This is a genomic window from Kitasatospora terrestris (genome assembly GCF_039542905.1).
Taxonomy (GTDB): domain Bacteria; phylum Actinomycetota; class Actinomycetes; order Streptomycetales; family Streptomycetaceae; genus Kitasatospora; species Kitasatospora terrestris.
Genome location: NZ_BAABIS010000001.1, coordinates 8,092,213 through 8,118,292, shown reverse-complemented (window position 1 = coordinate 8,118,292; position 26,080 = coordinate 8,092,213). Strand labels below are relative to the sequence as shown.

At 75.2% G+C, this 26,080-nt stretch carries 26 protein-coding genes; 16 read left to right on the top strand and 10 right to left on the bottom strand.

From position 1 onward, the window contains the following. Window positions 1-74 precede the first annotated feature (74 nt). Complete coding sequence (locus ABEB06_RS36985) at window positions 75-746, bottom strand: MBL fold metallo-hydrolase (protein ID WP_345701326.1); 672 nt, start codon at window positions 744-746, stop codon at window positions 75-77. An 81-nt stretch (window positions 747-827) separates the two neighbouring features. Continuing rightward, complete coding sequence (locus ABEB06_RS36980) at window positions 828-1,226, bottom strand: winged helix-turn-helix transcriptional regulator (RefSeq protein ID WP_345701325.1); 399 nt, start codon at window positions 1,224-1,226, stop codon at window positions 828-830. 77 nt (window positions 1,227-1,303) lie between these two features. On the opposite strand from ABEB06_RS36980, the gene ABEB06_RS36975 reads away from it, so the two are divergent. The 4 genes from ABEB06_RS36975 to ABEB06_RS36960 all read left to right on the top strand — a co-directional run bounded on the left by ABEB06_RS36975 (window position 1,304) and on the right by ABEB06_RS36960 (window position 4,321). Beyond that, window positions 1,304-2,257, top strand: coding sequence for an NADP-dependent oxidoreductase (locus tag ABEB06_RS36975; protein ID WP_345701324.1), 954 nt, complete (start codon window positions 1,304-1,306; stop codon window positions 2,255-2,257). Window positions 2,258-2,506: 249 nt separating this feature from the next. Further along, a complete protein-coding gene (locus ABEB06_RS36970) occupies window positions 2,507-2,848 on the top strand; it encodes a DUF5713 family protein (protein WP_345701323.1) in 342 nt (113 codons plus the stop codon). Window positions 2,849-2,893: 45 nt separating this feature from the next. Beyond that, entirely contained in the window at window positions 2,894-3,931 is a 1,038-nt protein-coding gene (locus ABEB06_RS36965) for a magnesium and cobalt transport protein CorA (RefSeq protein WP_345701322.1), read from the top strand. A 60-nt stretch (window positions 3,932-3,991) separates the two neighbouring features. Continuing rightward, entirely contained in the window at window positions 3,992-4,321 is a 330-nt protein-coding gene (locus tag ABEB06_RS36960) for a hypothetical protein (protein ID WP_345701321.1), read from the top strand. Between the two features lie 45 nt (window positions 4,322-4,366). Here ABEB06_RS36960 and ABEB06_RS36955 read toward each other — a convergent pair whose 3' ends face one another. Beyond that, window positions 4,367-6,988 (bottom strand): alpha-N-acetylglucosaminidase, encoded by a 2,622-nt coding sequence (locus ABEB06_RS36955; RefSeq protein WP_345701320.1) that lies wholly within the window; start codon window positions 6,986-6,988, stop codon window positions 4,367-4,369. Between the two features lie 228 nt (window positions 6,989-7,216). Between ABEB06_RS36955 and ABEB06_RS36950 the strand changes: the two genes are divergently transcribed. Beyond that, window positions 7,217-8,407, top strand: a complete 1,191-nt coding sequence (locus tag ABEB06_RS36950; protein ID WP_345701319.1) for an ROK family transcriptional regulator — start codon at window positions 7,217-7,219, stop codon at window positions 8,405-8,407. Between the two features lie 63 nt (window positions 8,408-8,470). Continuing rightward, entirely contained in the window at window positions 8,471-9,142 is a 672-nt protein-coding gene (locus ABEB06_RS36945; RefSeq protein WP_345701318.1) for an alpha/beta fold hydrolase, read from the top strand. Between the two features lie 24 nt (window positions 9,143-9,166). Here ABEB06_RS36945 and ABEB06_RS36940 read toward each other — a convergent pair whose 3' ends face one another. After that, entirely contained in the window at window positions 9,167-10,177 is a 1,011-nt protein-coding gene (locus ABEB06_RS36940) for an AraC family transcriptional regulator (RefSeq protein WP_345701317.1), read from the bottom strand. Between the two features lie 100 nt (window positions 10,178-10,277). Here ABEB06_RS36940 and ABEB06_RS36935 point away from each other — a divergent pair, with 100 nt between their 5' ends. The 4 genes from ABEB06_RS36935 to ABEB06_RS36920 all read left to right on the top strand — a co-directional run bounded on the left by ABEB06_RS36935 (window position 10,278) and on the right by ABEB06_RS36920 (window position 15,292). After that, window positions 10,278-11,732, top strand: coding sequence for a flavin-containing monooxygenase (locus ABEB06_RS36935; protein ID WP_345701316.1), 1,455 nt, complete (start codon window positions 10,278-10,280; stop codon window positions 11,730-11,732). A 42-nt stretch (window positions 11,733-11,774) separates the two neighbouring features. Next, window positions 11,775-12,758, top strand: coding sequence for a TetR/AcrR family transcriptional regulator (locus ABEB06_RS36930; protein ID WP_345701315.1), 984 nt, complete (start codon window positions 11,775-11,777; stop codon window positions 12,756-12,758). A 346-nt stretch (window positions 12,759-13,104) separates the two neighbouring features. Beyond that, window positions 13,105-13,764, top strand: coding sequence for a TetR/AcrR family transcriptional regulator (locus tag ABEB06_RS36925; RefSeq protein ID WP_345701314.1), 660 nt, complete (start codon window positions 13,105-13,107; stop codon window positions 13,762-13,764). Window positions 13,765-13,816: 52 nt separating this feature from the next. Then, complete coding sequence (locus ABEB06_RS36920) at window positions 13,817-15,292, top strand: carboxylesterase/lipase family protein (RefSeq protein WP_345701313.1); 1,476 nt, start codon at window positions 13,817-13,819, stop codon at window positions 15,290-15,292. 82 nt (window positions 15,293-15,374) lie between these two features. Here ABEB06_RS36920 and ABEB06_RS36915 read toward each other — a convergent pair whose 3' ends face one another. The 4 genes from ABEB06_RS36915 to ABEB06_RS36900 all read right to left on the bottom strand — a co-directional run bounded on the left by ABEB06_RS36915 (window position 15,375) and on the right by ABEB06_RS36900 (window position 18,012). Continuing rightward, a complete protein-coding gene (locus ABEB06_RS36915; RefSeq protein WP_345701312.1) occupies window positions 15,375-16,298 on the bottom strand; it encodes a GlxA family transcriptional regulator in 924 nt (307 codons plus the stop codon). Window positions 16,299-16,369: 71 nt separating this feature from the next. Continuing rightward, window positions 16,370-16,957, bottom strand: coding sequence for a cysteine hydrolase family protein (locus tag ABEB06_RS36910; protein ID WP_345701311.1), 588 nt, complete (start codon window positions 16,955-16,957; stop codon window positions 16,370-16,372). 92 nt (window positions 16,958-17,049) lie between these two features. Further along, window positions 17,050-17,529 (bottom strand): hypothetical protein, encoded by a 480-nt coding sequence (locus tag ABEB06_RS36905; protein ID WP_345701310.1) that lies wholly within the window; start codon window positions 17,527-17,529, stop codon window positions 17,050-17,052. A gap of 87 nt (window positions 17,530-17,616) precedes the next feature. Then, window positions 17,617-18,012 (bottom strand): cupin domain-containing protein, encoded by a 396-nt coding sequence (locus tag ABEB06_RS36900; RefSeq protein ID WP_345701309.1) that lies wholly within the window; start codon window positions 18,010-18,012, stop codon window positions 17,617-17,619. A gap of 52 nt (window positions 18,013-18,064) precedes the next feature. On the opposite strand from ABEB06_RS36900, the gene ABEB06_RS36895 reads away from it, so the two are divergent. After that, window positions 18,065-19,033 carry a GlxA family transcriptional regulator gene (locus tag ABEB06_RS36895; RefSeq protein WP_345701308.1) on the top strand — a complete coding sequence of 323 codons (969 nt, stop codon included), beginning with the start codon at window positions 18,065-18,067 and terminating at the stop codon, window positions 19,031-19,033. Between the two features lie 28 nt (window positions 19,034-19,061). Here the strand turns inward: ABEB06_RS36895 and ABEB06_RS36890 are convergent, their stop codons facing one another. After that, window positions 19,062-19,604: an MOSC domain-containing protein gene (locus ABEB06_RS36890; protein ID WP_345701307.1), complete on the bottom strand. Its 543-nt coding sequence runs from the start codon at window positions 19,602-19,604 to the stop codon at window positions 19,062-19,064. A gap of 350 nt (window positions 19,605-19,954) precedes the next feature. Here ABEB06_RS36890 and ABEB06_RS36885 point away from each other — a divergent pair, with 350 nt between their 5' ends. The 5 genes from ABEB06_RS36885 to ABEB06_RS36865 all read left to right on the top strand — a co-directional run bounded on the left by ABEB06_RS36885 (window position 19,955) and on the right by ABEB06_RS36865 (window position 24,180). Continuing rightward, a complete protein-coding gene (locus tag ABEB06_RS36885; protein ID WP_345701306.1) occupies window positions 19,955-20,833 on the top strand; it encodes a universal stress protein in 879 nt (292 codons plus the stop codon). Window positions 20,834-21,150: 317 nt separating this feature from the next. Next, on the top strand, window positions 21,151-21,549 hold the full coding sequence (locus tag ABEB06_RS36880; RefSeq protein ID WP_345701305.1) for a hypothetical protein: 399 nt from the start codon (window positions 21,151-21,153) through the stop codon (window positions 21,547-21,549). A 286-nt stretch (window positions 21,550-21,835) separates the two neighbouring features. After that, window positions 21,836-22,846, top strand: a complete 1,011-nt coding sequence (locus tag ABEB06_RS36875; protein ID WP_345701304.1) for an Acg family FMN-binding oxidoreductase — start codon at window positions 21,836-21,838, stop codon at window positions 22,844-22,846. Window positions 22,847-22,972: 126 nt separating this feature from the next. Beyond that, the gene (locus ABEB06_RS36870) at window positions 22,973-23,671 is read left to right on the top strand and encodes a response regulator (RefSeq protein ID WP_345701303.1); all 699 of its coding nucleotides are present in this window, start codon (window positions 22,973-22,975) and stop codon (window positions 23,669-23,671) included. A gap of 104 nt (window positions 23,672-23,775) precedes the next feature. Next, complete coding sequence (locus tag ABEB06_RS36865; protein WP_345701302.1) at window positions 23,776-24,180, top strand: pyridoxamine 5'-phosphate oxidase family protein; 405 nt, start codon at window positions 23,776-23,778, stop codon at window positions 24,178-24,180. A 166-nt stretch (window positions 24,181-24,346) separates the two neighbouring features. On the opposite strand, the gene ABEB06_RS36860 is transcribed toward ABEB06_RS36865, so the two are convergent. Next, the gene (locus ABEB06_RS36860) at window positions 24,347-26,056 is read right to left on the bottom strand and encodes a sensor histidine kinase (protein WP_345701301.1); all 1,710 of its coding nucleotides are present in this window, start codon (window positions 26,054-26,056) and stop codon (window positions 24,347-24,349) included. Window positions 26,057-26,080: the final 24 nt, after the last annotated feature.

The following is a 26,080-nucleotide window of genomic DNA, read 5'->3' as shown; positions in this document are numbered from 1 at the left end:
CCGTGGCTCATCCGCCCCGACCAGCGCTCCTGCGGCAGCGTCCACCCCCACGGCGCCGAGGCGACGGACCCAGGTCACCCCGTTGCCCCGGCAGCCTGCCGGAGGGCCGCCCCGGCGCCGTGGGCGAGAGGGTCGCCGTGCCCGAAGACCGCCGTGTCGACGTCCAGTTCGGCCAGCCGGTGCAGCGACGCGACGGCCCGGCCGCGGTCGGTGTTGAAGACGCCCAGCATCGTCCGCCCGACATTGGCGACCGCGTCGCCGGTGAACAGCACCCGCGGCCCGGGCAGGTGGAGGGCGATCGACCCGTCCGTGTGCCCGGGCACCGCGACCACCACGGCCCCGCCGCCGAAGTCCAGCACGTCGCCGTCCTCCACCTCCCGGTCGACCCGGCACGGCGGCGCCGGCGGCAGGGGCGGGAGGGCGGCACGGATCGGTATCTCGAACTCCTCCAGCACCGCAGGCGCCCCGGCGGCCTCGCCCCGGATCACCGGCGCCTCCGAGCGGTGGGCGACGACCTGCGCCCCGTGCCGGGCGGCCAGTTCGGCGGCCGAGCCCGTGTGGTCCTCGTGCCAGTGCGTCAGGACGATCCGCCGCAGCTCGCCGTCGAGGACTTCCTCGATCCTCGCCGCGCAGTCGGCGGTGCCCGTGTCGATCAGGGTCAGTCCGTCGCCGTCCCGCCACAGGTAGGCCGCGCCCACCGGGAAGCGGAGCATGCGCAGCCTCGGCAGTACCTCGATGACATCCATGCCCTCAGACTGCGCGCTCGCCCGTGTGGCCATGCGGTGGTTCGCTGACGGCTTACCACGCGCGGAAACTCCCCCGGGCCGTCAGCTCGGGGCGTCGTAGGCGGTGCGGGCGGCGTGCACCTCGTCCATGTGCTCCTCCGCCCAGCCCTTGATCGCGCACATGACCGGCAGCAGCGAGCGGCCGAGCGCGGTCAGTTCGTAGTCGACGCGGACCGGGACGGCGGGGGTCACCGTCCGCGACACCAGCCCGTCCCGCTCCAGGTGGCGCAGGGTCTGCGTGAGCATCTTCTGGCTCACGCTCGCCAGTCTGCGGTGGAGGTCGCTGTACCGCTGCGGCCCGTCGGCGAGCGCGTTGACGGCGAGGCTGACCCACTTGTCGGCGATGCGGTCCAGCAGCTGCCGGGCGGGGCATTCCGCGAGGTAGGCGTCGTAGGCGCTGCCCGCCTCGGCTCGGCGCTGGGCGGCGGTGCGGGTGGACATGGCTCCCCTTCCGGTGCCGTAGGCACTTCGAAGTGCGTACTTCCTGATGGAGAGTAGCGATCCCTACGGTGTGCGACATGATCGATGAAGAGCTCATGAGGGCGGTGGTCGCCCGCGGTTACGGCGGATCCGAGGTCCTCGGGACGGTGACGGTCCGCCTGCCGGAACCCGGCGCCGGCCAGGTGCGGATCCGGGTCGAGGCCGCGACGGTCAATCCCGTCGACCTGGTCACCCGCTCCGGCGCGCTCGTCGCGGCGGGGCTGATGGCCGCCCGCGAGCAGACGGGCATCGGCTGGGACGTCGCGGGCGTGGTCGACCGGATCGGAGCGGGGGTCACGGCGTTCACGCCGGGGCAGCGGGTGATCGGGCTGCGTGACCTGCTCGACGTGTCGCTGGGCGCCTACGCCGAGCGCCTGGTCCTGGACGCGGCAGCGGTCGCGCCCGCCCCGCCCGGTGTTCCTGCCGCGGCCGCGGCGACACTGCCGTTGAACGGCCTCACCGCCTTGCAGTCCCTCGACCTGCTCGATCTCGCCGCGGGGGACACCGTGCTGGTGACCGGGGCGGCGGGCGCGGTCGGCGGCTTCGCCGTGGAACTGGCCGTGCGGCGCGGCCTGCGGGTGGTCGCCCAGGTCCGCTCCGCCGACGAGGAGTTCGTCCGGAGTCTCGGCGCGGAGTGGATCGTCGGTGACGACATCTCCGACCTGGCGTGCGAGGTCCGGCGCCTGGTGCCGGGCGGCACCGACGGCGCGCTCGACACGGCAGGACTCGGAATCCGCGCCCTGGCCGCCGTCCGCACCGGGGGTGCCTACGTCACGGTGGTCGGCGGTTCGGCCCCGCCCCCGCTGCGCGGCATCCGGGTCCACCAGCAGTGGATCAGTGCCGACGGGGCCGCCCTGGCCGAGCTCGCCGCCATGGACCTGACCCTGCGGGTCGCCGACGTCCTCCCGTTGGAGCGCGCGGCCGAGGCCCACGACCGCCTCGCGGCGGGCGGCACGCGCGGCCGCCTGGTGCTGGTCCCTTCCGGAGCCTGAGTCACCCCGGCACGGGACTCCCGGCCCCAGTGGGCCCGTGTGGGCCACGGCCTGGAGGCCGCTCGCTCACTCGGAGACCTGCGTCGCGCCGCTGGAGGGCTGTCTGCCGCCGGACCTCCTCGGAGCGGTCACGGTCACGGAGCACTCCACGCGTTCACCCCGACCTGCGGCACGCCGTAGCCGGTGTCGGTGGTGTGGTCCATGATCCACGGGACAGCGCAGCCACCTCAGCGACGGGACCGCGACGCCATGACCATCACCAACCAGCAGATCGCCCGGCACGCCTTCCTGGAGGCGATGTACGCCGACGGGTACTACCCGGACCACGTGGTCGATCTGGGGAAGGCCGTCCTGGTGCGGCTGTGCGAGCGGATCGAGGCCGAGCGTCCGGCCGACCTCGGGGCACTGTACGTGCTGACCGCTGCCGCGACCGAGGAGTTCAACGAGCTGCAGACCGCGTTCGAGGAGGCGGACAGCGAGATCGAGACGGTGGCGCGGGAGACCATCGCCGAGGACTTCTGGTTCGTCGCCACCGCGTACGGCTTCGCGGACGCCGACATCGAGGAGTTGGTCGCCGAGCGCGACTGGTGACGCCAGCGCGTGCCCCGCTCCCCGCCCGGCGGGAGGATGGGAGGGATGATCGTCGACTGCGCGCACTACGAGGACGGCCGGCGCCAGCAGCAGGGGCCGATGCCTCTGGAGGAGGCCGCCGCGCGCCGGGTGCAGGGCGGGTTCGTCTGGCTCGGGCTGTTCGAGCCGACGCCGGAGGAGCTGGAGCGGGTGCGCGGCGCGTTCGGCCTGCACGAGCTGGCGGTCGAGGACGCGCAGGCGTTCCACCTGCGGCCGAAGGCGGAGAAGTACGAGGACGGCACCGAGCTGATCATCCTGCGGACCGCGCGCTACGACGACGAGCGCGAGGAGATCGACACCGGCGAGATCAGCGTGTTCCTCGCCGAGCATTTCGTGATCACCGTCCGCCAGGGCATCGCCAGCGAGCTGACCGGGGCCCGCAGCCGCCTGGAGCGCCGCCCTGAGCTGCTGCGGACCGGCAGCGCCTCGACCCTGTGGGCGATCCTGGACCAGGTCGTCGACAGCTACGCCCCGGTGGTCGCCGAGCTCGACCGCGACATCGAGCAGATCGAGGCGACGGTCTTCTCCGGCACGGTCGCCCCGACCGAGCGGATCTACTTCCTGCGCCGGGAGGCGACCGACTTCTACCGGGCCGTGCATCCGCTGCTCGCCGTGCTGGCCCGCCGCCTGGCCCCCGGGCAGGCGCCCGCCGAGCTGCTGCCGTACTTCCGGGACGTCCATGACCACCTGCTGCTGGTCAACGAGGAGGTGGCCGCCCAGCGCGACCTGCTGGCGACCGTGCTGGAGGCCGACATCGCGGTGATCTCGGTCGAGCAGAACCGGATCAACCTGCGGCAGACCGCCACCATGGAGCGGCTGACCATCGTGGCGACGGTGTTCCTGCCGCTCTCCTTCGTGGTCGGCTTCTTCGGCCAGAACTTCGGCTGGCTGGTCGAGCACATCAGCAGCCTGGGCGCCTTCGTCACACTCAGCGTGATCGGTCTGGTCCTGCCCTGCACGGTCCTGTACGCGTGGCTGCACCACCGCCGGGGCCAGGCGGCACCGCCGGTCCCCGGCCTCAACCACCACCGTCCGCCGGGCTGAGCGCCCGCCCCCGCCGGATGCGACCATGGAGGGAATCGGTCGACACACCGGGAGGCGGTCATGGGACGCGAGTACTTCTACCACCTCGAATACGCCGGCAACTCGATCACCACCAGGGTGACCCTCGGCACCGTCCGGGAACTCGAGCTGCTGGTCAACGGCCACGGGGCGGCCGACGAGCGCCTGCACGGCCACCACGCCGAGATGCACGTGCTCCGGGCGGTGCTGCCGGGCGACCCACCGACCGAGGCGTCGGTCGAAGTGGCGATGCCCGCCGCCCTGCACGGGGAACCGGCGTGCACGCTGGTGGCGGGCGACGACCGGTTGCCGATGCCGGAGCGGCCGATGCCCCACAACGCCCGCCCCACCGAGGCGTCCTGGTACGACTGAACCGGTGACCCGGCCCGATCACCGGTCGGGCCGGGTCCGCGCAGGTCAACTCGCAGTCGTCCACTGCTGGTTGGCGGTGGCAGCGCAGGTCCAGACGATCAGGCGGGTGCCGTTGGCGCCGCTGCCGCCGTAGGCGTCCAGGCACAGGCCGGACTTGGTGTTCTGCAGCGTCCGGTCGGTGCGGCGCGCCCAGGTCTGCGCGGCGGTGCCGTTGCAGTCCCAGAGCTGGACGCCGGTGCCGGGAGTGGTGGCGCCGTTGGTGACGTCCATGCACTTGCCGAACGCCCGGAGGGTGCCGTCGCCGGGCAGCGTCCAGGTCTGCGCCGGGGTGCCGTTGCAGGTGTGGAGCTGGAGCCTGGTGCCACTGGCGGAGTTGCCGCCGGTGACGTCCACGCAGGCGCCGCCGACGCCGGTGACCGGGCCGGAGACGGGGAGCGGCGGGAGGGCGTCTCGGACGGCGGTGGCCTCGGCGACCGGGTCGCCGCTCGCGGCGGCCGGGAAGGTGTCGCGTTCGCGGTTCCAGGCGTCCTCGACGGCGAACCAGTCGATCGCGGCCGGGGCCCGGCCGGTGGTGAGGGCGCTGTCCAGCCCGTCCAGGTAGGCGCTCCAGCGCATCGCGTAGAAGTCCGCGACCAGGCCGGACCATTCGCGGTTCGCGTAGTCGTGCAGGCCGCCGCCCTCACTGCCGGAGCGGGTCCCCCAGGTGGTGAGCACCGAGCGGGCGTCGTACTCGCACGTCGCCTGGCGGGCGCTGTCGGTGCTGCAGGCGCGGGCCGCGTTCAGCCAGGGGCCGAGCAGGAACCGGGTGTCGGTGGCGAGCAGCGCGTCCAGCCGGGCCAGGTCGGACTTCCACTCGGCGGCTCGGGCCCGGAACGCGGTCAGGTCCTTGGCGTCGTAGGCTGCCTTCAGCTGCGGCAGCAGGGTGCGGCTGCGGTTGGCCAGCGCCTGCCGGGCGGTGTCGACCAGGTCGAAGCGGTACGCGTCGGTGGCACGCAACGCCGGTGCGACCTGGAGCAGTTCGGCGAGGGCGCGCTGCACGGTGGACGGGTCGTAGCGCATCGCGGTGGGGCTCCAGGAGGCCGCGGTGGTCGCGGTCAGCGAGGGCCGGGCGGTGAACAGGCTGTCCTGCGCCTCGCTCCAGGTGCCGGACGGCATCGAGTACGGGCCGCTGCGCAGCAGCTCCCACGCCTTGGCGGCGTGCGGGTCGGCGCCGCCGTAGCGGCGGGCCGCATAGTCGGCGAACCACGCCGCCTGGTCCACCGGACCGATGCGCCAAGCCAGTTCGGTGAACAGCTCGAACGCGGCCGGATTGCCGCCGGTGCCCTCCGGCAGGTACGCGATGCCCTGCAGGGCACTGCCCGCCCTGGTCCGCCACTGCTCGAAGCGGGTGGCCCAGACCCCGGTGTTGGCGCCCATGGTGGTGTGGCCGCCGAAGTTGGGGATGGTGCCGAATGCGTACGGGGCACCGTGCCAGGCCGCCTCGCGGTCGAGGCCGTCGTAGCGGTCCGACAGGCCGTCGACGATCAGCAGCCGGCTCCGGTCGACGGCGTCGACGATCTGCGGGGACGGGTTGTTCTGCCAGCCCAGCAGCACCCAGGTCGCACCGGGGTGCGCGGTCTGCAGCGACGCCATCACGGCCTTGGCCGCGTCGCCGACCGGCACGCTGCCGGCGTTTCCGCCCTCGTGCAGCAGGTCCATCTTGTACGCCGTCGAGTCGCCGAGCAGCGCCCGCTGGTGGCGGTAGAACGAGGCGGCCAGGTCGGCGAAGACCGGCGTGCGCGGGTCCAGCCAGTCGGGGCGCTGGAAGCCCACCCAGCTGCCCTGCGGAACCGTCGTCCCGCCGGGGTTGCGGGCGGTGAAGCCGGGCGGCACGGTACCGAAGTAGCCCGGCAGGACGGGCGTCATGCCCAGCTCCCGGGCCCGGTCGGCGATCCTGCGGCCGAGCGCCGCACGGTCGGCGAGCTGCGCCTCGGTCACCGGGCCGGCGAAGCCCGACATGTTCTGCAGCAGCCACCACGGCTGGTGCGCCGCGCCGGGGACCCAGCCGAGCAGCTCGCCGGGGGTGTAGCCGAACTCCTGGAGGGCGTCGACGTACGCCGACTCGGTGCCGATCGGGACGAACACCTCGTTGACGCCGTGCAGGGCGAGCACGTCCAGCTGCCGTTCCCAGCCGGGCCAGTCGCGGTAGGCACCCGAGTAGCCGTCGTCGGTGTCGTTCAGCGCGAAGCGGTGCGGCACGGAGGCGGAGCGGGTCGCGGCGTTCGGCGCGGGCAGGGTGGCCGGGAGGCGGCCGGTGCTGTCGCCGGGCCAGCCGAGGTCGACCCGGGCGGTGGAGTGCAGGTACTCGTTGACGCCGCTGAGCAGTACGGCGGGGCTGGTGCCGCGGACCACGACGGCGCCCGTGGTGCCGGAGACCGAGAACCAGTCGCCGGCGGCGGGCCGGACCACCGGTTCCAGGGTGAACTGGGCGGCCTGCTGCGGGAGCAGCCTGGCGAGGGCGGCGCGGGCGGGGGCCGGGTCGAAGGCGTCGGCGGCGGCGACCGGGGTGGTGGGGGCGGCGGCCAGCAGGCCGCCGAGGAGCGCGAGGGCGAAGGCCGAGACGGTTGCTGACCGTGGGCTCGCGCGGCGGGGACGGCGGGGATGGCGGCGGGCGCGGGGGTTCCGCACGGGGTGCCCCTTCCGGTGGGGACGGAGGACAATTATTAACGGATCGTTCGTAAGATATTGGCGGGACACTCCACCGCGTCAAGGGGCGCGTCGAGAACGCTCGAACGCTCCCCGTACAGTGCGAGGACGGCCGGCCCCGAAGACGCCGCCGACCGGAGGGGAACAGGTGAGGCAGTGAGCTCGGAGTCCGGCCAAAGGGCCGCCACCGGACCGCACGTGATGCGGCGGATGAATGCCGTCGCCGTGCTCGACGCGGTCCGCACGGCCTCGTCCAGCACCCTGCGGGTCGCCGACCTCGCCGCGCTCACCGGCCTCTCCCGCCCGGCCGTCACCCGGGCCCTTGCCACCCTCACCGAACACGGCCTGGTCGAGACCGCGCCCGAGGCCCCCGAGGCCGCGGGCGCGGTCGGCCGCCCCGCCCAGCACGTCCGCTTCCGCGCCGGCGTCGGCCACGTGGCGGGCATCGACATCGGGCCGCACAAGGTCCTGGTGATGGTCGCCGACCTGGCCGGCGAGGTCCGGGCCGCCCGCCGGGTCGCGATCTCCCCCGGCACCGACGGCCCGCGCCTGTTCGACACCGTCCGTACGGCACTCGACGACGCGGTCGCCGAGGCGGGCATCACCCCCGGCGACCTGTGGGCCGTCAGCGTCGGCACCCCCGGCGTCGTCGACCCCGCGCGCGGCGAGGTCCTGCTCGCCCCCAGCATCCCCGGCTGGGCCGGGCTCCCCGTCGTCCCCCGCCTGCGGGACTGGCTCAACTGCCCGGTCCTCATCGACAACGACGTCGACCTCGCCGTCCTCGGCGAACGCTGGCGCGGCGCCGCGACCGGCGCCGACAGCGTCGTCTTCGTCCAGTGGGGCGAGCGGATCGGTGCCGGCATCGTCATCGGCGGCACCCCCCATCGCGGAGCCTCCAACGCCGCCGGCGAACTCGGCTTCGTCCGCCTGCAACCCGGCACCCCCACCGCCGCCCCGGCCGCCCGGTCCGCCGACCGGCTCGGCCCCGACGAGCTCGGGCCGTTCGAGCGGCTGGCCGGCGCCGCGGCGATCCGCGGGATGGCCCGGGAGGCCGGTGTCGCCCTGGGGGACGGCGGGGACACGGCGCCGCTGTTCGACGCCGCCCGCGACGGCGACCCGGAGGCCGTCGCCGTGGTCGAGCAGGCCGCCGCCCGCTTCGCCCACGGGCTGTCCGTGCTCGTCCTGCTGCTCGACCCCGGACTGGTCGTCATCGGCGGCGGCCTCTCCCGCGCCGGCGAGACCCTGCTCGAGCCCGTCCGCCGCCACCTGCAGCACCTCACCCTGGTCCCGGCCAACGTCCGGGCCTCCGCCCTCGGCGACAGCGCCGTCGCAGTCGGCGCGCTGCGCCGGGCGCTGACCGCCTCCGAGGCCCGCCTGACCGAGCCGATCACCGAAGCCTGATCCGCATCCGGATCCGTAGCCGCTCGCTGACGCAACGTCAGTCGCACGGGGTAGCGTCGGCCCATGGAAGAGATCGAGGTCAACGGCGTCCGCATGGTCTACCGCGTCGCAGGGGCGCCCGCGGCGCCGCCGGTGGTGCTGCTGCACGCGCTGGGCGAGAGCGGCGCCCACTGGGGGACGGTGTCGGCGCGGCTCGCGGGCGGCTTCCGGGTGTACGCGCCCGACCTGCGCGGCCACGGCGGCAGTGCCTGGCCCGGCGCGTACTCGCTGGAGCTGATGCGCGACGACGTGCTCGCCCTCCTGGACGCACTGGGTCTCGACCGGGTCGACCTGGTCGGCCACTCGATGGGCGGCGTGGTCGCGTACCTGCTGGCGCAGCACGCGCCGGGCCGGGTGCGGCGGCTGGTGGTCGAGGACGCGCCGCCGCCGCGTCCGCGGACGCCGTCGGTGCCGACCCGGCCGGCCGGCACGCTGCCGTTCGACTGGGAGATGGTGCTGGCGCTCCGCCGGCAGATCGACAACCCGCCCGCCGCCTGGCTGGACGGGCTCGCCCGGATCACCGCGGACACCCTGGTGGTCGCGGGCGGCCCGACCAGCCACGTCCCGCAGGACGGCCTGGCGGACCTCGCCCGCCGGATCCCGTCCGCCCGGCTGGTCACCGTCCCGGCGGGCCACCTGGTCCACGCGACCGATCCGCAGGCGTTCCTGGGGGCCGTCCTGCCCTTCCTCCGCTGAGACCGTCCCGCCGGGCCGCCGCGGCTACCCGCGGGCGCGGTGGGCGCGCGGGGTGGTGCCGTGCCAGCGGCGGAAGGAGCGGTTGAAGGTGCTCTGCTCGGTGTAGCCGAGCAGGCCGGCGATCTGGCTGAGCCGCAGACCGGGGTTGGCGAGCAGCCGGGCGGCCTGCTGCTGCCGTTCGTGGTCGAGGATCGCGGCGAAGGTGGTGCCCTCGTCGGCGAGCCGGCGTTGCAGGGTGCGGGGGTGGAGGCCGAGGTGTCCGGCGACGGCGTCGGCGCCGCAGGTGCCGGTGGGGAGCAGGCGCCGGGTCAGGTCGGCGACGCGCGGGGCGAGTTCGGTGCCGAACGGGACGGCGGTCTCCAGGTAGCGTTCGACGATCCGGCGGGTGGCGGGGTCGGCGTTGTCGATGGTCCGGGCGGCGTCGGCGTCGGCCATCTCGATGCCGCACCAGTCCTGCTCGAAGTGCACGGGGGCGCCGAACAGCTCCTCGTACGCGGCGGCCGGGCCGAGCCGGGCGTGCCGGAAGGCGACCCGGCGGGCCCGCAGGTCCGCGCCGGCGAGCAGGCGGCCAATCCGGTACCCGTTGGCGAGGCTGAGCTCGTGCGCCTGCGCGGGGTAGCGCAGGCCCGGTTCCTCGACGGCGAAGTGGAAGGTGGTGGAGCCGGGCCGGTGCCCGGGGTCGGCGGGCCCGGCGACGGACAGGCGCAGCGCCGGTGAGTGGAGGTGCAGGTAGCGGGCGATCTCGACGAAGGCGCCGAGGACGGTGTCGCAGTTGCGGGCGATGACCGCGACGGGGCCGAGGATGCGCAGGCCCTGCCAGGCGGAGAGGCGCAGTCCGAGGTCGGGGCAGTGGAGTTCCTCGGCGGTGACGTCGAGCAGCCGGGCGAACGGGGCGAAGGGGACGAAGGCGTCCTCGACCAGTTCGATGCCGGGGCGGATGCCGAAGCGGGCGAGCAGCGGGCCCGGGTCGGCGCCGAGCTCGCGGACCAGTTCGCCGTACCCGTCGAGGTTGGTGGCCAGGATCAGGCTTCCCATCCGCCGCACGCACCCCTGTCGGCCGCCCCTGTCGGGAAATGTCAAAATACTGTCGCGAAAAGACAATACGTCCGCACCCGGGGGTCGCGACAGTATGGACATGACCACGAACCGCGCCACCGTCCTGATCATCGGCGCCGGACTCTCCGGCATCGGCGTCGCCTGCCGCCTGCGCCGGGAGTTCCCGGACCGGGACTTCGCGATCCTGGAGCGCCGCGAGGCGATCGGCGGCACCTGGGACCTGTTCCGCTACCCGGGGATCCGCTCGGACTCCGACATGTTCTCCTTCGGCTACGAGTTCCGGCCGTGGGACGAGCTGAAGGTGCTCGCCGACGGCGCCTCGATCCGGGAGTACGTCGCCGCCACGGCCGCCGAGTACGGGGTCGACCGGGCGATCCACCACGGCCTCAAGGTGCTGGCCGCGGACTGGTCGAGCGAGCGCCGGGAGTGGACGGTCACCGCGCTGCGCGAGGCGACCGGCGAGAGCGAGACGTGGACCTGCTCGTTCCTGGTCACCTGCACCGGCTACTACGACCACGACCGCGGCCACCTGCCCGACTTCCCCGGCATCGAGAGCTTCGAGGGCGTCCGGATCCACCCGCAGCAGTGGCCCGAGGACTTCGACCACGCGGGCCGGAAGGTCGTGGTGATCGGCAGCGGCGCCACCGCCGTCACCCTCGTCCCGGCGATGGCCGGCACCGCCGAGCACGTGACGATGCTGCAGCGCTCCCCCTCGTACGTCTTCTCGCTGCCCTCGATCGACCGGATCACCGCGGTGCAGCGCGCGTTCCTGCCGCACGGCCTGGTCCACCGGATGACCCGGGCCCGCAACATCCGGATGCAGCGCGTACTGTTCCGCACCGCCCGGCGCTTCCCCGGCGCGGTGCGCCGGCTGCTGCTGGCGGGGGTGCGCCGCCGGGTCGGCAAGGACTTCGACATGGCCCACTTCAGCCCCCGGTACGACCCGTGGGACGAGCGGCTGTGCGCCGTGCCCGACGGCGACCTGTTCACCGCGCTGCGCTCCGGCCGGGCCTCCGTGGTCACCGACACCATCGAGACCTTCACCCCGACGGGCATCCGCCTCGCCTCCGGCCGCGAGCTGGCGGCGGACGTCGTGGTCACCGCCACGGGCCTGGAACTCCAGGCGCTCGGCGGCGCGCGGATCAGCGTCGACGGCGAGGTCCGCGACCTGCACGAGGTCTGCACGTACAAGAGCGTCATGCTGGAGGGCATCCCCAACCTGGCGTGGGTCTTCGGCTACACCAACGCCTCCTGGACGCTGAAGGTCGACCTGGCCGCCGCCTACCTGGTCCGGCTGCTCCGGCACCTGGACACCATCGGCCGGACCGTCGCCGTGCCGGTCGACCGCGGCGCCAACGCCACCGGTGACGGCGTGGTCGACTCGCTCTCCTCGGGCTACATCCAGCGCGCGAAGCACGTCATGCCGCGCCAGGGCCGCGACTTCCCCTGGCGGATGGTCATGGACTACAAGCACGACCGCAAGGTGCTGCTCTCCGACCCGGTCGACGACGGCGTCCTGGAGTTCCCCGCCTGACCCCGCACCGACGGCCCCTCCCCCGCCCGGAGGAGGCACCGCATGGCCGCGCACGCGCTGAGGGCGGAGTGGCTCAAGACCACCACCCTCCGATCCGCCTGGGCGGCCCCGGCGGCCGGGGTGCCGCTCTCCATCCTGGTCTCCGCGGTCACCTGCGCGCCGATCGGCGTCCTCGGCCACGAGTACTCCTCCGGGACGATCGGCGCCTCGCAGACCGCGGCGCGCGGCGTGGTCGCGGCGGCGCTCCATCCGGCGCTGCCGGCGGTCCTGGCCCTGTGGGCGGCGGCTCCGGCGGCTCTGGCGGGCTGCACACCAACCCGTGGACCTATCGTAATACTAGACATTAATAATGGTGATTATTACAGTAGCGCCATGCCAAGAACCTCGGCGGGTGGCAGCACCACCCGCGATCGACTGCTCCGGGCCGGCGCCCACCAGTTCGCCGCCAAGGGCGTGCACGGCGCCCAGCTGCGCGACGTGGTCAAGCTGGCCGGGCAGTCCAACCCCTCCGCCGTCCAGTACCACTTCGGCTCGCGCGACGGCCTGCTGGACGCGGTGCTGCGAGAGCGCCAGGAGCGCACCGACCGAGCGCTCGCCGAGCGGATGCCCCAGCCGGAGGGGCGGGCCCTCGGCGAGCTGGTGGCCGCGATCGTCGACGCTGAGGCGACCGAGCTGCGCACCGGCCGCGGCCGCGACGGCCTGCGGATCGCCGCCCAGGTCGGCCACCGCAGCGGCCTGCGCGCCCGCGAGCCGCACCCGCACCTCGCTGACAGCGGGCGTCAACGGCTGATCACCGAGCTGGAGGTCTCGCTCGCCGACCTTCCCGGGCCCGTCCGGCTGGAGCGGATCGACCTGGCCCTCACCCTGGTCGGCACCGCCCTCGCCGAGCGCGCCCGTCAACTCGCCTCCGACGAGGAGCCGCTGACCGACGAAGCACTGTTCCTCGCCGACCTCGCCGCGATGGCCGAGGCCATGCTCACGGCCCCCGTACCGCGCACCGCCCCCGCGACGGCCGGCCGGCCCTGACCGGCCACGCCTTCGAGCGCTCCAGCGACGAGCGGCACTGCGCGGACCTGGTGGCCTTCACCGCTGCGGGCCCGGTCGTCGTGTGGCTGGGCCGCACGGCGACCGGAGCCCTCGCCGCGGTCGTCGTGGCCGACGGGTACCACTCGGTCGACCGGAGCCCCGCACCCTGAGGATCTTTCCAGCGGGCCCTTGAGCCGCGGGGTTCATCCGGGAGGTCTCCGGACTCTCCCGGATTCGCGACCGGTCGATGGGTCGGGCGGGTCGATGGGGAGCACCACCGGGCCTCCGCGCTACCGTGTCGACCGATCGACCGGTTGGAAACTACGGGCGGCTGAGGGAGGGTCAGGTGGAGCGTCCCGGGTGGGAGCCGCGCCGCGTCGTGGCGGTGGAGCCCGTCCTGCCCGAGGGGGCCACCCCGCCGGGCACCCGGGGGAGGATCCTCCGGGAGGCGCTCGCGCTGTTCGCCGAGGCCGGCTTCGCGGGCACCTCGATCCGGCGGATCGCCTCCGCGGTGGGCATCAACTCCGCCACGCCGTACGCCCACCACCCGTCCAAGGAGCACGTGCTGGCCGCCCTGGTGGCCACCGGGCACGAGGAGCTGCACGCCCGGCTCGCCGAGGCGGCCGCGCGGACCGGGCGGGACGGACCCGCCGAGCGGCTCACCGCCCTCGTGCGGGCGCACGTGCTGATCCACACCGACTTCCCGCTGCTCGCCCTGGTGGCCGACGCCGAGATCCACGCCCTCTCCCCCGAGCGGGCCGCGCCCGCCCTCGCACTGCGGCACACCTGCCGGCGGTTCCTGCTGGACGTGGTCGAGGACGGCGTCGCCCGGGGCGACTTCGCCGTCCCGGACGTGCTGCTCGCCGCCGGGGCGATCAGCGCGATGGGCGTCCGGGTGCCCGCCTGGTTCGACCCCGACCAGGCTTTCACCCGCGAGCGGGTGGCGCGGGACCACGCCGAGTTCGCCCTGCGCGTCGTCGGCGCCTCCGCCCCGCCGCGCAGCTGATCCCCCTCACCCCGAGCACACGCCGTCCGTCCCCGAAGCCCGAGGAGACCCCGTGCAACCGATCGTGCGCACCACCGGCGGCGAGGTCCGCGCCACCCCCGCCGCCCACGGCACCCACCTGTTCCGCAACATCCCGTACGCCGCCCCGCCGGTCGGCCCGCTGCGCTTCGCGCCGCCGCAGCCCGCGGCCGCCTGGGACGGGGTCCGCGAGAGCGACGCGTGGGGTGCCGGCGCGCCGCAGGCGCCGTACGCGCCGCCGCTGGACACGCTGCTGGGCGAGCACGTCGTCACGGGCCAGGACTGCCTCAACCTCAACGTGTGGACGCCCGGCACCGGCGGGCGGCTGCCGGTGCTGGTCTGGGTGCACGGCGGCGCGTTCACCAACGGCGCGGGCTCGCTGCCGATGTACGACGGCGCCGCGTTCGCCCGCGACGGCGTGGTGCTGGTGACCTTCAACTACCGCCTCGGCGCGGACGGGTTCCTGCACCTGCCCGGCACGGTCGCCAACCGGGGGCTGCTGGACCAGGTCGCGGCGCTCACCTGGGTGCGGGAGAACATCGCCCGCTTCGGCGGCGACCCCGACCGGGTCACGCTCTTCGGCCAGTCGGCCGGCGCGATGGCGATCGCCTGCCTGATGGCGATGGACCGGGCCCGCGGTCTGTTCCACCGCGCCGCACTGCAGAGCGGCGCGGCCCAGCACACCCTCACCCCGCCGTCGGCGGAGCTGGTCCTCACCCGGCTCGCCGAGGTGCTCGGCGTCGCGCCGTCCGTCGCCGGGATCTCCGCCGTCCCCACCGACGTGGTGGTCAAGGCGCAGCAGCGGCTGCGGACCGAGGTCGCCGCCCACCCGGATCCGGCGCGCTGGGGCGAGGCCGCGCTGAACATGATGCCCTTCGAGCCGGTGGTGGACGGCGAGGTGCTGCCGGTCGACCCGCTGGAGGCGGTCGGGTCCGGCGCGAGCGCCGGGATCGACCTGCTGGTGGGCACCACCACCGAGGAGTTCCGCCTGTTCCTGGTGCCGACCGGGCTGATCGACCTGCTCCCGGAGGCCGCCCCGGCCGTCACCGCACAGCGCTACGGCCTGCCGCAGGAGGCACTCGACGCGTACCGCGCCGCCCTGCCGGACGGCTCGGCCGGCGACCTGGCGGCCGCGGTCGCCACCGACTGGTTCTACCGGATCCCGGCGCTGCGGCTGGCCGAGGCGCACACCGGCGCCGCCTACGTGTACGAGTTCGGCTGGCGCTCACCCGCGTACGGCGGGGCGCTGGGCGCCTGCCACGCGGTGGAGGTGCCGTTCGTCTTCGACACCCTGCGCGAGGCGGGCACCGACCTGCTGCTCGGCGAGCGGCCCCCGCAGCCGCTCGCCGACGCCCTCCACCGTGCCTGGACGGCGTTCGCCACCGACGGCGACCCGGGCTGGCCCACGTACGAGCCGGGCGCCCGGGCCACCATGTGCTTCGGCGAGCGGTCGGCGGTGGAGCACGACCCGCGCCCCGAGCTGCGCGAGCTGTGGGACGGGGTGCGCTGAGCACGCCGGGTGCACCGTCCGACAGGGCGGGTGGGCAGGGCAGGGCGGGTGCGCCGGGCACGCCGGGTGCGCCGATCGGCCGTCAGCCCTCGCCCGGCCCGGCCGCCCTGGCCCGCAGGCGGCGCAGCATCCGGGCGTCCTGGAAGCCCACGGCCCGGGACGCGGCCTCCGCGGTCGCGCCCTGGCCGATCAGGTACTCGGCCCGCTCCACCCGCAGCTCCTGCTGGTAGCGCAGCGGCGACAGGCCGGTGGCCGCAGTGAAGCGCCGGGTCAGGGTGCGCTCGCTCACGCCGACCGCACGGGCCAGGTCCGCGAGGGCCAGCTGCTCGGCGAACCGGGCGTCGATCAGGTCCTGCGCCCGGTGCACCGCGTCGCTGACGTGGGCCCGGTGCCGCAGCATCACGCTGGCCTGCTGGGCGTCGCCGTTGCGCCGGGCGTACACCACCATGGCCCGGGCCGCCCTGGCGGCCGCGGCCGGGCCGTGGCGGGCGGCCAGCAGGTGCAGGGCGAGGTCGATGCCGCTGGCGATTCCGGCGGAGGTGACCACCCGGCCGTCCTCCACGTAGAGCACGTCCCGCACCACGTGCGCCTTCGGGTGGAGCCGGGCGAGCTCGTCCTGCAGTTCGTGGTGGGTGGTGCAGCGGCGGCCGTCCAGCAGGCCCGCCCGGCCGAGCGCGGCGGCACCGGCGCAGACGCTGGCAACCGTGCCGCCGGCCGCGTGGTGCGCGGCCAGCCGGCGCAGCGCCTCGGCGCCGAGCTCGCCGCCGACCCGCAGGCCGGGCGAGCGCCAGCCCGGCACCAGCAGCAGGTCGTCCGCGCCCAGGTCCGGCCAGTGGACGGCGGCCCGCAGCAGCACGCCCTGCGCGGTCGGCACGTCCGCCTGCTCCGCCACGTGGTGGATCTCGTAGTCCAGGCCGAAGTCGGCGGCCTCGGAGAACACCTGGGCGGGTCCGGCGAGGTCCAGCAGGTGCAGTTGCGGGACCAGCAGGAAGACGACCTTGCTCACGATCCGGTCAGCTCCTGGGGCTAGGTGGTCGGGGCGGCTGCGGTCGGGCGGCGGCGGTCAGCCGGCGACAGTCAGCCGGCGGCGGTCAGCTCGTCGACGGTGGCGATCCGGGCGAAGCGGCCCGCCAGCGCGTACTCGGTGCGCGCGACGATCTCGTCCGTCCCGAGGGTACGCGGGTCGGCGAGGACCTCCGCCAGGCTGCGCCCCGCCGGGGCGTCGCGGTGCGGGATCGGGTGGGTCGCGGTCGCGTCGGTCACGAACACCACCCGGTAGCCGAGGTCGGAGGCGACCCGGGCGGTGGTCTCGCAGCACTGCTCGGTCCGGATGCCGCTGACCACCACCTCGCCGACGCCCTCCGTCGTGAACAGCTGCTGCAGGTTGGTGGTGGTGAAGGCGTTGTGCGAACTCTTGGTGACGACCGGCTCCCCCTCCGCGGGCTCCAGCCCCTCGATCGGGCGGACGAAGCCGAGCGCCGGGTCGAAGGCGTCGCCGCTGCCGGGCTCGGCGTGCAGCACCCACACCACCAGGTCGCCCCTGGCGCGGGCGGCGGACACCAGCCGGCCCACCTTCTCCACGATCTTCGGCTCGGACACGGCGGCCCAGTTCTCGAGCTGCCGGAAGGACTCCTGGACGTCGATGACGACGAGTGCGGTCTTCATGCCCCCATCCTGGCCCCGGACGGGGCCGGGCCGAAGGCACCATCAGGCCGCGATGCGGAACGATCCGGTCAGCCCGTCAGCCGGTCAGCCCGTCAGCCGGGCGGACGCCGGTAGCGGCGGGAGTTGCGCATCAGCGCCCGCACCTCCTCGGCCCGGGCGACCTGCTCGGGCCCGGGCAGGCGCCGCCCGCCGGTCAGGTCGTCCGGGTGGTTGTCCACCACGGTGCCGTTGGGCCGGCACCACGGGCAGACCCGCGAGTCGGCGACCAGCCAGCCGTCCTCGCAGCCGAGCGGGCACTCGGAGCCCGCCACCAGGGCGAGCGCGATCTCGTCGGCCCGCATCGGCAGCTCCGCGCCGTTCACGTGGGCGTACCGCTCGTACCAGCGCCGCTCGACCCGCTCGCGCAGCTGGCTCGCCGGAACGCCCTCGGCCAGCTGGCGCTCGATCTCCTGCCGGACCGCGTGCGGCACCCCGCCGCGCGGCTCCAGCGCCCGCATCAGCGGGGCCGGGATCGCCGAGGTCACCCAGGCCGCCGGGTGCTGGCCGTACTCGATGAAGGGGCTGCTCGCCACTGCCTTCCTCCTGCCGGACGGCGCGCACCGCACGCCGCAATGCCGTCCCCTCCCCCGATCTTGCCAGCCCCCGGCGCCTGCCGTTGCTCAGGCGTGGAGATTGTGTCCGGTCGTCGCGTCCACGTGGGCGGGGACCTCGTCGTGGCGGTCGCCCACGGTCGGCGTCCCGGTCGGCTCGAACATGAGGATCGCCGCGCCCGTCGGTGCGGCCGGCCTGTGCTCCGTACCTGCGGGAACGGTGAAGACCGTCCCCCGCGGCAGCACGACCGTGCGCTCGCCCCCGGGCTCGCGCAGGGAGATGTGCAGTTCGCCGTCGAGCACCAGGAAGAACTCGTCGGTGTCGTCGTGGGCGTGCCAGACGTGTTCGCCCTCGACCTTGGCGATCCGTACGTCGTAGTCGTTGACGCGCGTGACGATGCGCGGACTCCACAGCGCGTCGAAGGTGGTCAGGGCATGCGGGAGGGAGATCGGCCGGTTGCTCATGGCCTCATCCTCGACCGCCCCGCACAGGCGGCGTGAGTGCTAGGAATTGCACATGTCGAAAGAATCCTCGCACCGGGTGGTCGTGATCGTGGACGAGAACTCGAACCCGTTCGAGCTCGGCTGCGCGACCGAGGTCTTCGGCCTGCGCAGACCCGAGATCGGCCGCGATCTCTACGACTTCCGGCTCTGCTCGCCCGAGCCCTCCACCGCGATGCGCGACGGATTCTTCACCCTCACCGGGGTCGCCGGCCTGGAGGTGGCCGACACGGCCGACACTCTGATCGTCCCCAACCGCCCCGACGTCGAGGTTCCCCGCCGGCCCGCGGTGCTGGACGCGATCCGACGGGCGCACGCGCGCGGCGCCCGCCTGGTCGGCTTCTGCAGCGGCGCCTTCACCCTGGCCGAGGCCGGTGTCCTCGACGGGCGCCGGGCCACGGCCCACTGGCAGTGGGCGGACTCCTTCCGTTCCCGCTTCCCCACCGTCCACCTCGAACCGGACGTGCTCTTCGTGGACGACGGCGACATCCTCACCGCCGCGGGAAGCGCGGCCGCACTCGACCTCGGGCTGCACGTGGTCCGCCGCGACCACGGGGCCGAGGTCGCCAACTCCGTCAGCCGACGGCTGGTCTTCGCGGCCCACCGCGACGGCGGGCAGCGGCAGTTCGTCGAACGTCCGATGCCCGATCTCCCCGACGAGTCCCTGGCACCGGTCCTCGCCTGGGCGCAGGAACGGCTCGACTCCCCGCTCACGGTCCCGGACCTCGCGGCGCGGGCGGCCGTCAGCCCGGCGACACTGCACCGCCGCTTCCGGACCCAGCTGGGAACGACCCCGCTGATCTGGCTCACGGGGGAACGGCTCGCCCTGGCCTGCCGGCTGATCGAGCGCGGCGAGTCACGCTTCGAGGTAGTCGCACGGCTGAGCGGGCTGGGCACCGCGGCCAACCTGCGCGCCCTGATGCGCCGCGCGACGGGCATCACGCCGTCGGCGTACCGGCGCCGGTTCGGGCCCGAGGCGAAGTGACGGCCTCCCACGGCCTCCCGGAGGAGGATCAGACCCGGTCGAGGGGCCGATGCGGCTCCTCCGGGAGCTCCACGACGATCGTGTCGCCGGGGCGCACCACGCCGCCCGACTGGACGACGCCCATGATTCCGGCCTTGCGCACGACGGCCCCGGTCTCGTCGCGGCCGACGAGCTTCTTCAGCAGGCCGTCCTGGAAGTTGTCGATCTGCAGGCAGGGGTTGCGCAGGCCGGTGACCGCCACGACCGCCTCGTCGCCGAGGTGCAGCAGTGTCCCGACGGGCAGGCCGAGCAGGTCGATGCCGCTGGTGGTGATGTTCTCGCCGAGTTCGCCGGGCGCCACCTCGAATCCCGCTTCGCCGACCTCGGCGAAGAGTTCCTCGTGGATGAGGTGGACCTGGCGCAGGTTCGGCTGGGTCGGGTCCTGGGCGACACGCGAGCGGTGCTTGACCGTGACCCCGGCGTGCACGTCTCCCTCGACCCCGATCCCGGCGAGCAACACGATGCCGGCCCGGTTGGGTTTGGTGAACGAGTACTCGCTGTTGCTGCTGACTGCTGTGACGGTCCCGCCCATTCCTCGGCCCCCGGTTCGGTAGCGATGACTTCGCCACGAGCCTAGCCCGCGGCCATCGGCGCCCGGTGCCCGGCGCCGGGGCGGTGGGCAGCGCCGGGGCGGTGGCCGGCGGCGACGGACATGGCAGGGCCATCCTCGGGCTTCGGCGTCCTGCGGGCGGCTCCCGTCGCCGGGCCGCCGACGCCTGCGGCCCAGGGCCGTCGGGGCACGGCTCGGGCCCGCGGGCCGGGACTTGCGACCCGCCCCCGGGGACCCGCCCGGCCCTCCCCGGCGCCGCCCCGCCGGGCGGAGGCTGGTGGTGCCCGGGACGGCCCGGGTGCCATCTCCCCCGCAACGGAAGGACGTTCACCATGGGCGCGTACGTACTGGCCGGACTCGACGGCTCGGTCGAGAGCACCACGGCCGCGGGCTGGGCCGCCGACCAGGCGGTGCGGCGCCGGCTGGCGCTGCGGCTGGTCCACGTCGAGACCTGGTTGGACGACGCGCACGCCGGGGCCTCGGTGCCGGCCGACGTCCGCACGCTGACCACCCGGATGCTCACCCGCACCCAGGACGCGCTGCGCGCCGCCCACCCCGGCCTGGAGGTCCGTGCCGACCTGCTGGGCGGCGGGCCGGTGGTCGACGTCCTGGTCGACGCCGCCACCGATCCGGAGGCGGAGCTGCTGGTGCTCGGCTCGCGCGGGATCGGCGGGTTCGAGGGGCTGGTGGTCGGCTCGGTGGGGCTCGGTGTCACCGCCCGCAGCCCGATCCCGACCGCCCTGGTCCGCGCCCACGGGGCCGGGCACCTGCCGGACCCGGACGGGGCGCCGGTCGTCCTCGGGGTCGACACCCGCGCGCCGTCCGCCGAGGTGATCGAGTACGCGTTCCGGGAGGCCGCCCGGCGCGGGGCCCTGCTGCGCGCGGTGCACGGGTGGACGCCGCCGCCGGTGTGGGGCTACGCGGGCTGGGTCGCGCCCCAGGCGGAGACCGAGGAGTTCCGCCTGATCGAGGCGGAGCTGCTGTCGGACGCGCTGGCCGGCTGGCGCGAGAAGTTCCCCGAGGTCGCCGTGGTCGAGTGCAGCCAGCTCGCCACCGGGGCCCAGGCGCTGGTCGACCAGTCCTCGGACGCCGGCGTGGTCGTCGTCGGACGCCGCCTGCGGCACCTCCCGCTCGGCCCGCGCCTCGGACCGGTCGGGCACGCCGTGCTGCACCACGCGCACGCGCCCGTCCTGGTCGTCCCGCACGACTGACGCCGCGACGGCCCACCGGCCGCGCCGGGGTTGCGGAACGCCGGGAACCGGGGAGAGCCTCACCCGTCCCCGGTTCCCCGCGTCCCCGGCCACCGCCCCCACGCGGCAGCCGGCCCCTCGCCCGTGCCCCATGTCGCACGGGAGTGATGAGCGGTCATGGCCAGCCTGACGCCGCGAGCGGGCGGTGCCGAGGGCCGAAGGTCCCTACCGGGCCCGCCGGCCGGCCCGGGCCGGGTACCCCGTCGGTCCCTGGGAGCGGACGGGTGGGCGCGAAAGAGTGGCGGGCACCGCCGACCCCCGACGAAGGAGCCCCGTCCATGGCCCGTCCCCGCCGTCGAGAACGCAGCTGGTCGCCCGTGCGGGCCCGGCTCCATCTCCGCCGGGCCCTCGACGAGGAGATCAACGAGCTCAGCCGGCCGCTGGACCGGGCCCGCAGCCGGACGGTGCTGCTGGCCGCGCTCGGGGCGGTGGTCGCCGCGCTGGTGGGCGCGGGCGTCGGCCGCGCCACCGGGGCGACCGTGCTCGGGCTGCTGGTCGCCGTGGCGCTGGCGGCCCTGGTCGTGGCGGGCCTCTCGGTGCGGCTGCGGGCCCTCGACCGCCGGGCGGACCGCGCCTGGCAGCTCTCCTGGGCCCGTCTGGAGGCGGACTGGAGCGGCCGGGCCGCCCACCACCCGGACGGCCACGACAGCCACCCGGCCGGGCCCGACCGCCCCTGACCCGCGCCCCACGGCCCGCGCCCCACGGAACTCCCCGGCCCACCCGCCGGTGCCCCGCGCGCCCGCCGGCCTGCGCCACCGGCAACCGCGTCCCACCTGCTTGCCGACCGCCGTGACCCGACCGCCGTGACCCGCAGGTCCAGAGCCGACCGGCCCGTGCCACAAGGCCCCGTCCCCATGGGCCCCGTCACGACCGGCCCCGTGCCGACAGGCCCGCGGCACCGCCCGACCTCCGAACCCTCGACCGCCGCCGCGCTGCCGGCGGCCCACGGAGTGACCCAGCACCATGCCGTGCACCACCCTCGACGAGGACCTGACCCTCGCCCTCGTCTCCGCGGCCGCCGCCGCACCGTCCCTCCACAACGTCCAGCCGTGGTACTTCCGGGCCTCCGCGCCCGACCGAACGATCCACGTGCACGCCGCGCCCGGCCGCCTGCTGCCCCGGAGCGACCCGGACGCCCGCGCGGTCCACCTGTCGGTCGGCGCCGCGCTGTGCAACCTGGCGGCCGCCGCCGTCCGGCTGGGCCGGGAGCCGGTGGTCCGGCTGCTGCCCGAGCCCTCCCGGCCGGGCCTGCTGGCCTCGGTCCGACTGGCGGGCCGGCCGCGCTCGGGCCTGCTGCGCCGCCCCGACCTGCACCGGGCCGTCTGGCGCCGGCGCTCCAGCCGACTGCCGTTCGAACCCGAGCCGGTGCCCGAGCCGGTCCTCTCGGAGCTGCGCGACGCGGTCCGCCTGGACGGCGCCGAGCTGCGCCGCCCGGGACCGTTCGCCCGCACCCGGCTGCTGGAGCTGACCGCCCGCGCCGAGCAGCGCCTGGCCCAGGACCCGGCCCGGCGCGCCGAGACGCTGGCCTGCCTGACCGGACCGGGCGCCGACTGGGGCCTGCCCCGGTACGCCGTGGGCCCGCTGGACAGCACCGGGCGCCTGCCGCTGCGCGGCTTCGCCGTTCCGCCGGACGGTCCGGCCCGCGACCGCTGCGCCTTCGAGGCCGATCCGCAACTGCTGCTGCTCACCACCCGGTACGACGGGCCGGCCGCCTGGCTGCACGCCGGTCTCGCGCTCCAGCACGCCCTGCTGCTGCTCACCCTGCACGGCGTCCGCGCCTCGATGCTGCACCAGGCGCTCGAGTGGCCCGACCTGCGGGCCCGGATGTCCGGGCTGTGCCGGGACCGCTGCGTGCCGCAGATGCTGCTGCGGGTCGGGTACGGACCCGCCGGCTTCCCGACCCCGCGCCGGGCCGCCGCCGAGCTGCTCGGGCTGCCCGCCCCGCTCGACCGGCCTGCCGCCACCGTCGGATGACGGTCCGTTCGTCCCGGTAGGGCCGTCCGGCCCTACCGGGACCGGGACCGCTGCGGCAGACTCCTGCTCGGTACATGCCGACGACCTGCTGCCACCCGGTGCCGGGTCCTTCCAGCCGGAGCATTGATGTCACAGAGCGCAGCGGCCCAGGCGGACACCCCGGTCCGGGTGTTCCTGCTCGACGACCACGAGGTGGTCCGCAGGGGCGTGCACGACCTGCTGAACGACGAGCCCGGGCTCACCGTGGTCGGCGAGGCCGGCAGCGTCGCGCAGGCCCTGGCCCGGATCCCGGCGCTGCGCCCGGACGTGGCGATCCTCGACATGCGCCTGCCGGACGGCGACGGCGTCACCGTCTGCCGTGAACTGCGGTCGCAGATGCCCGGGTTGGCGTGCCTGATCCTGACCTCGTTCGACGACGAGGACGCCTTGCTGGACGCCATCATGGCGGGCGCCGCCGGGTACGTGCTCAAGCAGATCACCGGCACCGACCTGATCTCCGCCGTCCGTACCGTGGCCTCCGGCCAGTCGATGCTCGACCCCGGCGCCACCACCCGGCTGATGGCCCGGCTGCGCGGCGACGCGGCCGCGCCGGCCGCCGCCCTGCCCGAGCTCACCGAGCGCGAGCGGGAGGTGCTCGCCCTGGTCGGCGAGGGGCTGACCAACCGCCAGATCGGCGAGCGGCTCTACCTGGCGGAGAAGACCGTCAAGAACCACGTCTCCCGGCTGCTGGCCAAGCTCGGCGTGGAACGCCGGGTGCAGGCCGCCGTGATCGCCACCGAGGTGCTGGCCGCGCCGGAGCGCGCTCCGGTCCGGCTCGTGCCGTGAACCGCCCGACAGGACCCCGACCCGGGGGTCCCGGGCCGCCCGGCGGGTCAAACGGAGCCGATCGGCCCTCTCGGACCGGCCGCTCGCGCATCACCATCGACGGTATGACAGCGGAGAACACCCTGTCCGGCCCGCGGTCGCTGGACGAGAACGAGTGCTACCGGTTCCTGTCCGCCGCGGCGGTCGGCCGGGTGGTGTACACGGTGGGCGCGCTGCCCGCCGTGCTGCCGGTCCGGTACCGGATCGCGGGGGACGGCGGCGTGCTGCTGCCCGCCCCGGCCGCGGAGCTGGCCCGCGCGGTGGTCGGCGCGCTGGTGGCCTTCGAGGCGGGCGAGGTGAGCGGCGAGGACGGCAGCGGCTGGAGCGTCACCGTCCTCGGCCACGCGGAGGCCGCCGCCGCCCCGGCCGCAGCAGCCGGCGAACCCGGTGCGGCGGCGGCGATCCGGATCCGCCCGGAGCTGGTCACTGGCCGCCTGCTCGGCGCGGGCCCGCCAGCGCTCGGCGGCTGAACCGCACCGCGCGGAGCCCGACCCGTCGCACGTCGGCTCCGCCGCACCGCACACCGGCTGAGCCGCACCACACGTCGCCGAACCACCCCGGCCGGAAGGCCGAGCCGCACCACACGTCGCCGAACCACCCCGGCCGGAAGGCCGAGCCGCACCGCGCGGCCGTGACTCAGCCGCCGAGCGGCACCGCCCACTCCAGTCGGGTTCCGCCCTCCGGCGGGGAGACCGCCTCGAAGGTGCCGCCCAGTTTCTCGGCCCGCTCGGCGAGGTTGCGCAGCCCGCTGCGCCGGCCCTGCGCAGGGATGCCGACGCCGTCGTCCCGGACGGTCAGGACGACCTGCGTCCCGGTCGCCCGCAGCACCACCTCGACCCGGGCGGCCCCGGCGTGCCGGGCGGAGTTGCTGAGCGCCTCGCCGAGCACCGCCACCACCTGGTCGGCGATCTCGACCGGGACGTCGGTGTCCAGCAGGCCCTCCATGCTCAGCCGGGGGGCGAACCCGAGCGAGGCCTGGGCGACCTCGGCCGCCCGGACCACCCGGGCCCGCAGCCCCTGGGCGGAGGCGGCGTCGCGTACCCGCAGGCCGAAGATGGTCGAGCGGATGATCTTGATGGTCTCGTCCAGGTCGCCGACGGCCCGGAGCACCCGGTCGGCCGCCCCGGGGTGCTCGATCAGGCGGGCGGCGCTCTGCAGCGTCATCCCGGTGGCGAACAGCCGCTGGATGGCGAGGTCGTGCAGGTCGCGGGCGATCCGGTCGCGGTCCTCCAGCATCGCCAGTTGCTCGGCGTCCCGGCGGCGTTCGCCGAGCTCCAGGGCGAGCGCGGCCTGGTCGGCGAAGCCCAGCAGCGGGCCGATCTCCTGCTCGGTGAAGGCCGCACCGCCCACCTCCCGGGCCAGCAGCAGGACACCTCCGATGCCGCCCTCGGCCCGGCCCAGCGGCACCGCGACCGCGGGCCCCAGGCCCTCGAAGCGGCGCGGCCCGGCGTGCAGGCCGGGGTCGCCCGCCAGGTCGGCGCTGGTCTCCGGCTGCCCGGTGGTGAACGCCCGGCCGGAGAGCGAGCCCTCCAGCGGGACGGTCAGGCCCAGTCGCGCCGCCGCGTCCCCGCCGGAGGCGAATTCCACCCGGACGGTGTCCGTCCCGGCCACCGGCACCGAGACGTCCGCCAGTTGCGAGCCGGTGATCTCCCGGGCCCGCTGGGCGATCAGGTCCAGCACGTCGCCGCGCGAGCCGCCCGACAGCAGCGCCCGGGTGATCTCCGCGCTGGCGCTCAGCCAGTGCTGGCGGCGCTGCGCCTCCTCGTACAGCCGGGCGTTGTCGATCGCCACCCCGGCGGCCACCGCCAGGGTCGAGATCACCGCCTCGTCGTCGGCGTCGAACTCCCCGCCGCCGCGCTTGTCGGTCAGGTACAGGTTGCCGAACACCTCGTCGCGCACCCGCACCGGGACGCCCAGGAAGGTCCGCATCACCGGGTGGTGCGCCGGGCAGCCGTACGAGGCCGGGTGCTCCGACAGGTCGAGCAGCCGCAGCGGCTCCGGACGACGGATCAGCTCGCCGAGCAGGCCCCGGCCGGTCGGGTAGGGGCCGATCCGGGAAATCTCCTCCTCGGAGACGCCGACCGTCAGGAACTGCGACAGGGTCTCGCCGTCCGGGGAGATCACACCGAGCGCGGCGTACCGGGCGTCCACCAGGACGGCGGCCGCCTCCACGATCCGGCGCAGCACCTGCGGCAGGTCGAGCTCGCGGCCGACCGACAGCACCGCCTCCAGCAGACTGTGCACCCGGTCCCGCGTGCCCCGGGCGGCGTCGATCCGGGCCTGCAGCTCCGCCAGCAGTTCGTCCAGCCGCAGCTGCGGGATCCGCGACCGCACCTCGTCACCCACCGTCGCCTCCTCGTCTCTCTGAGA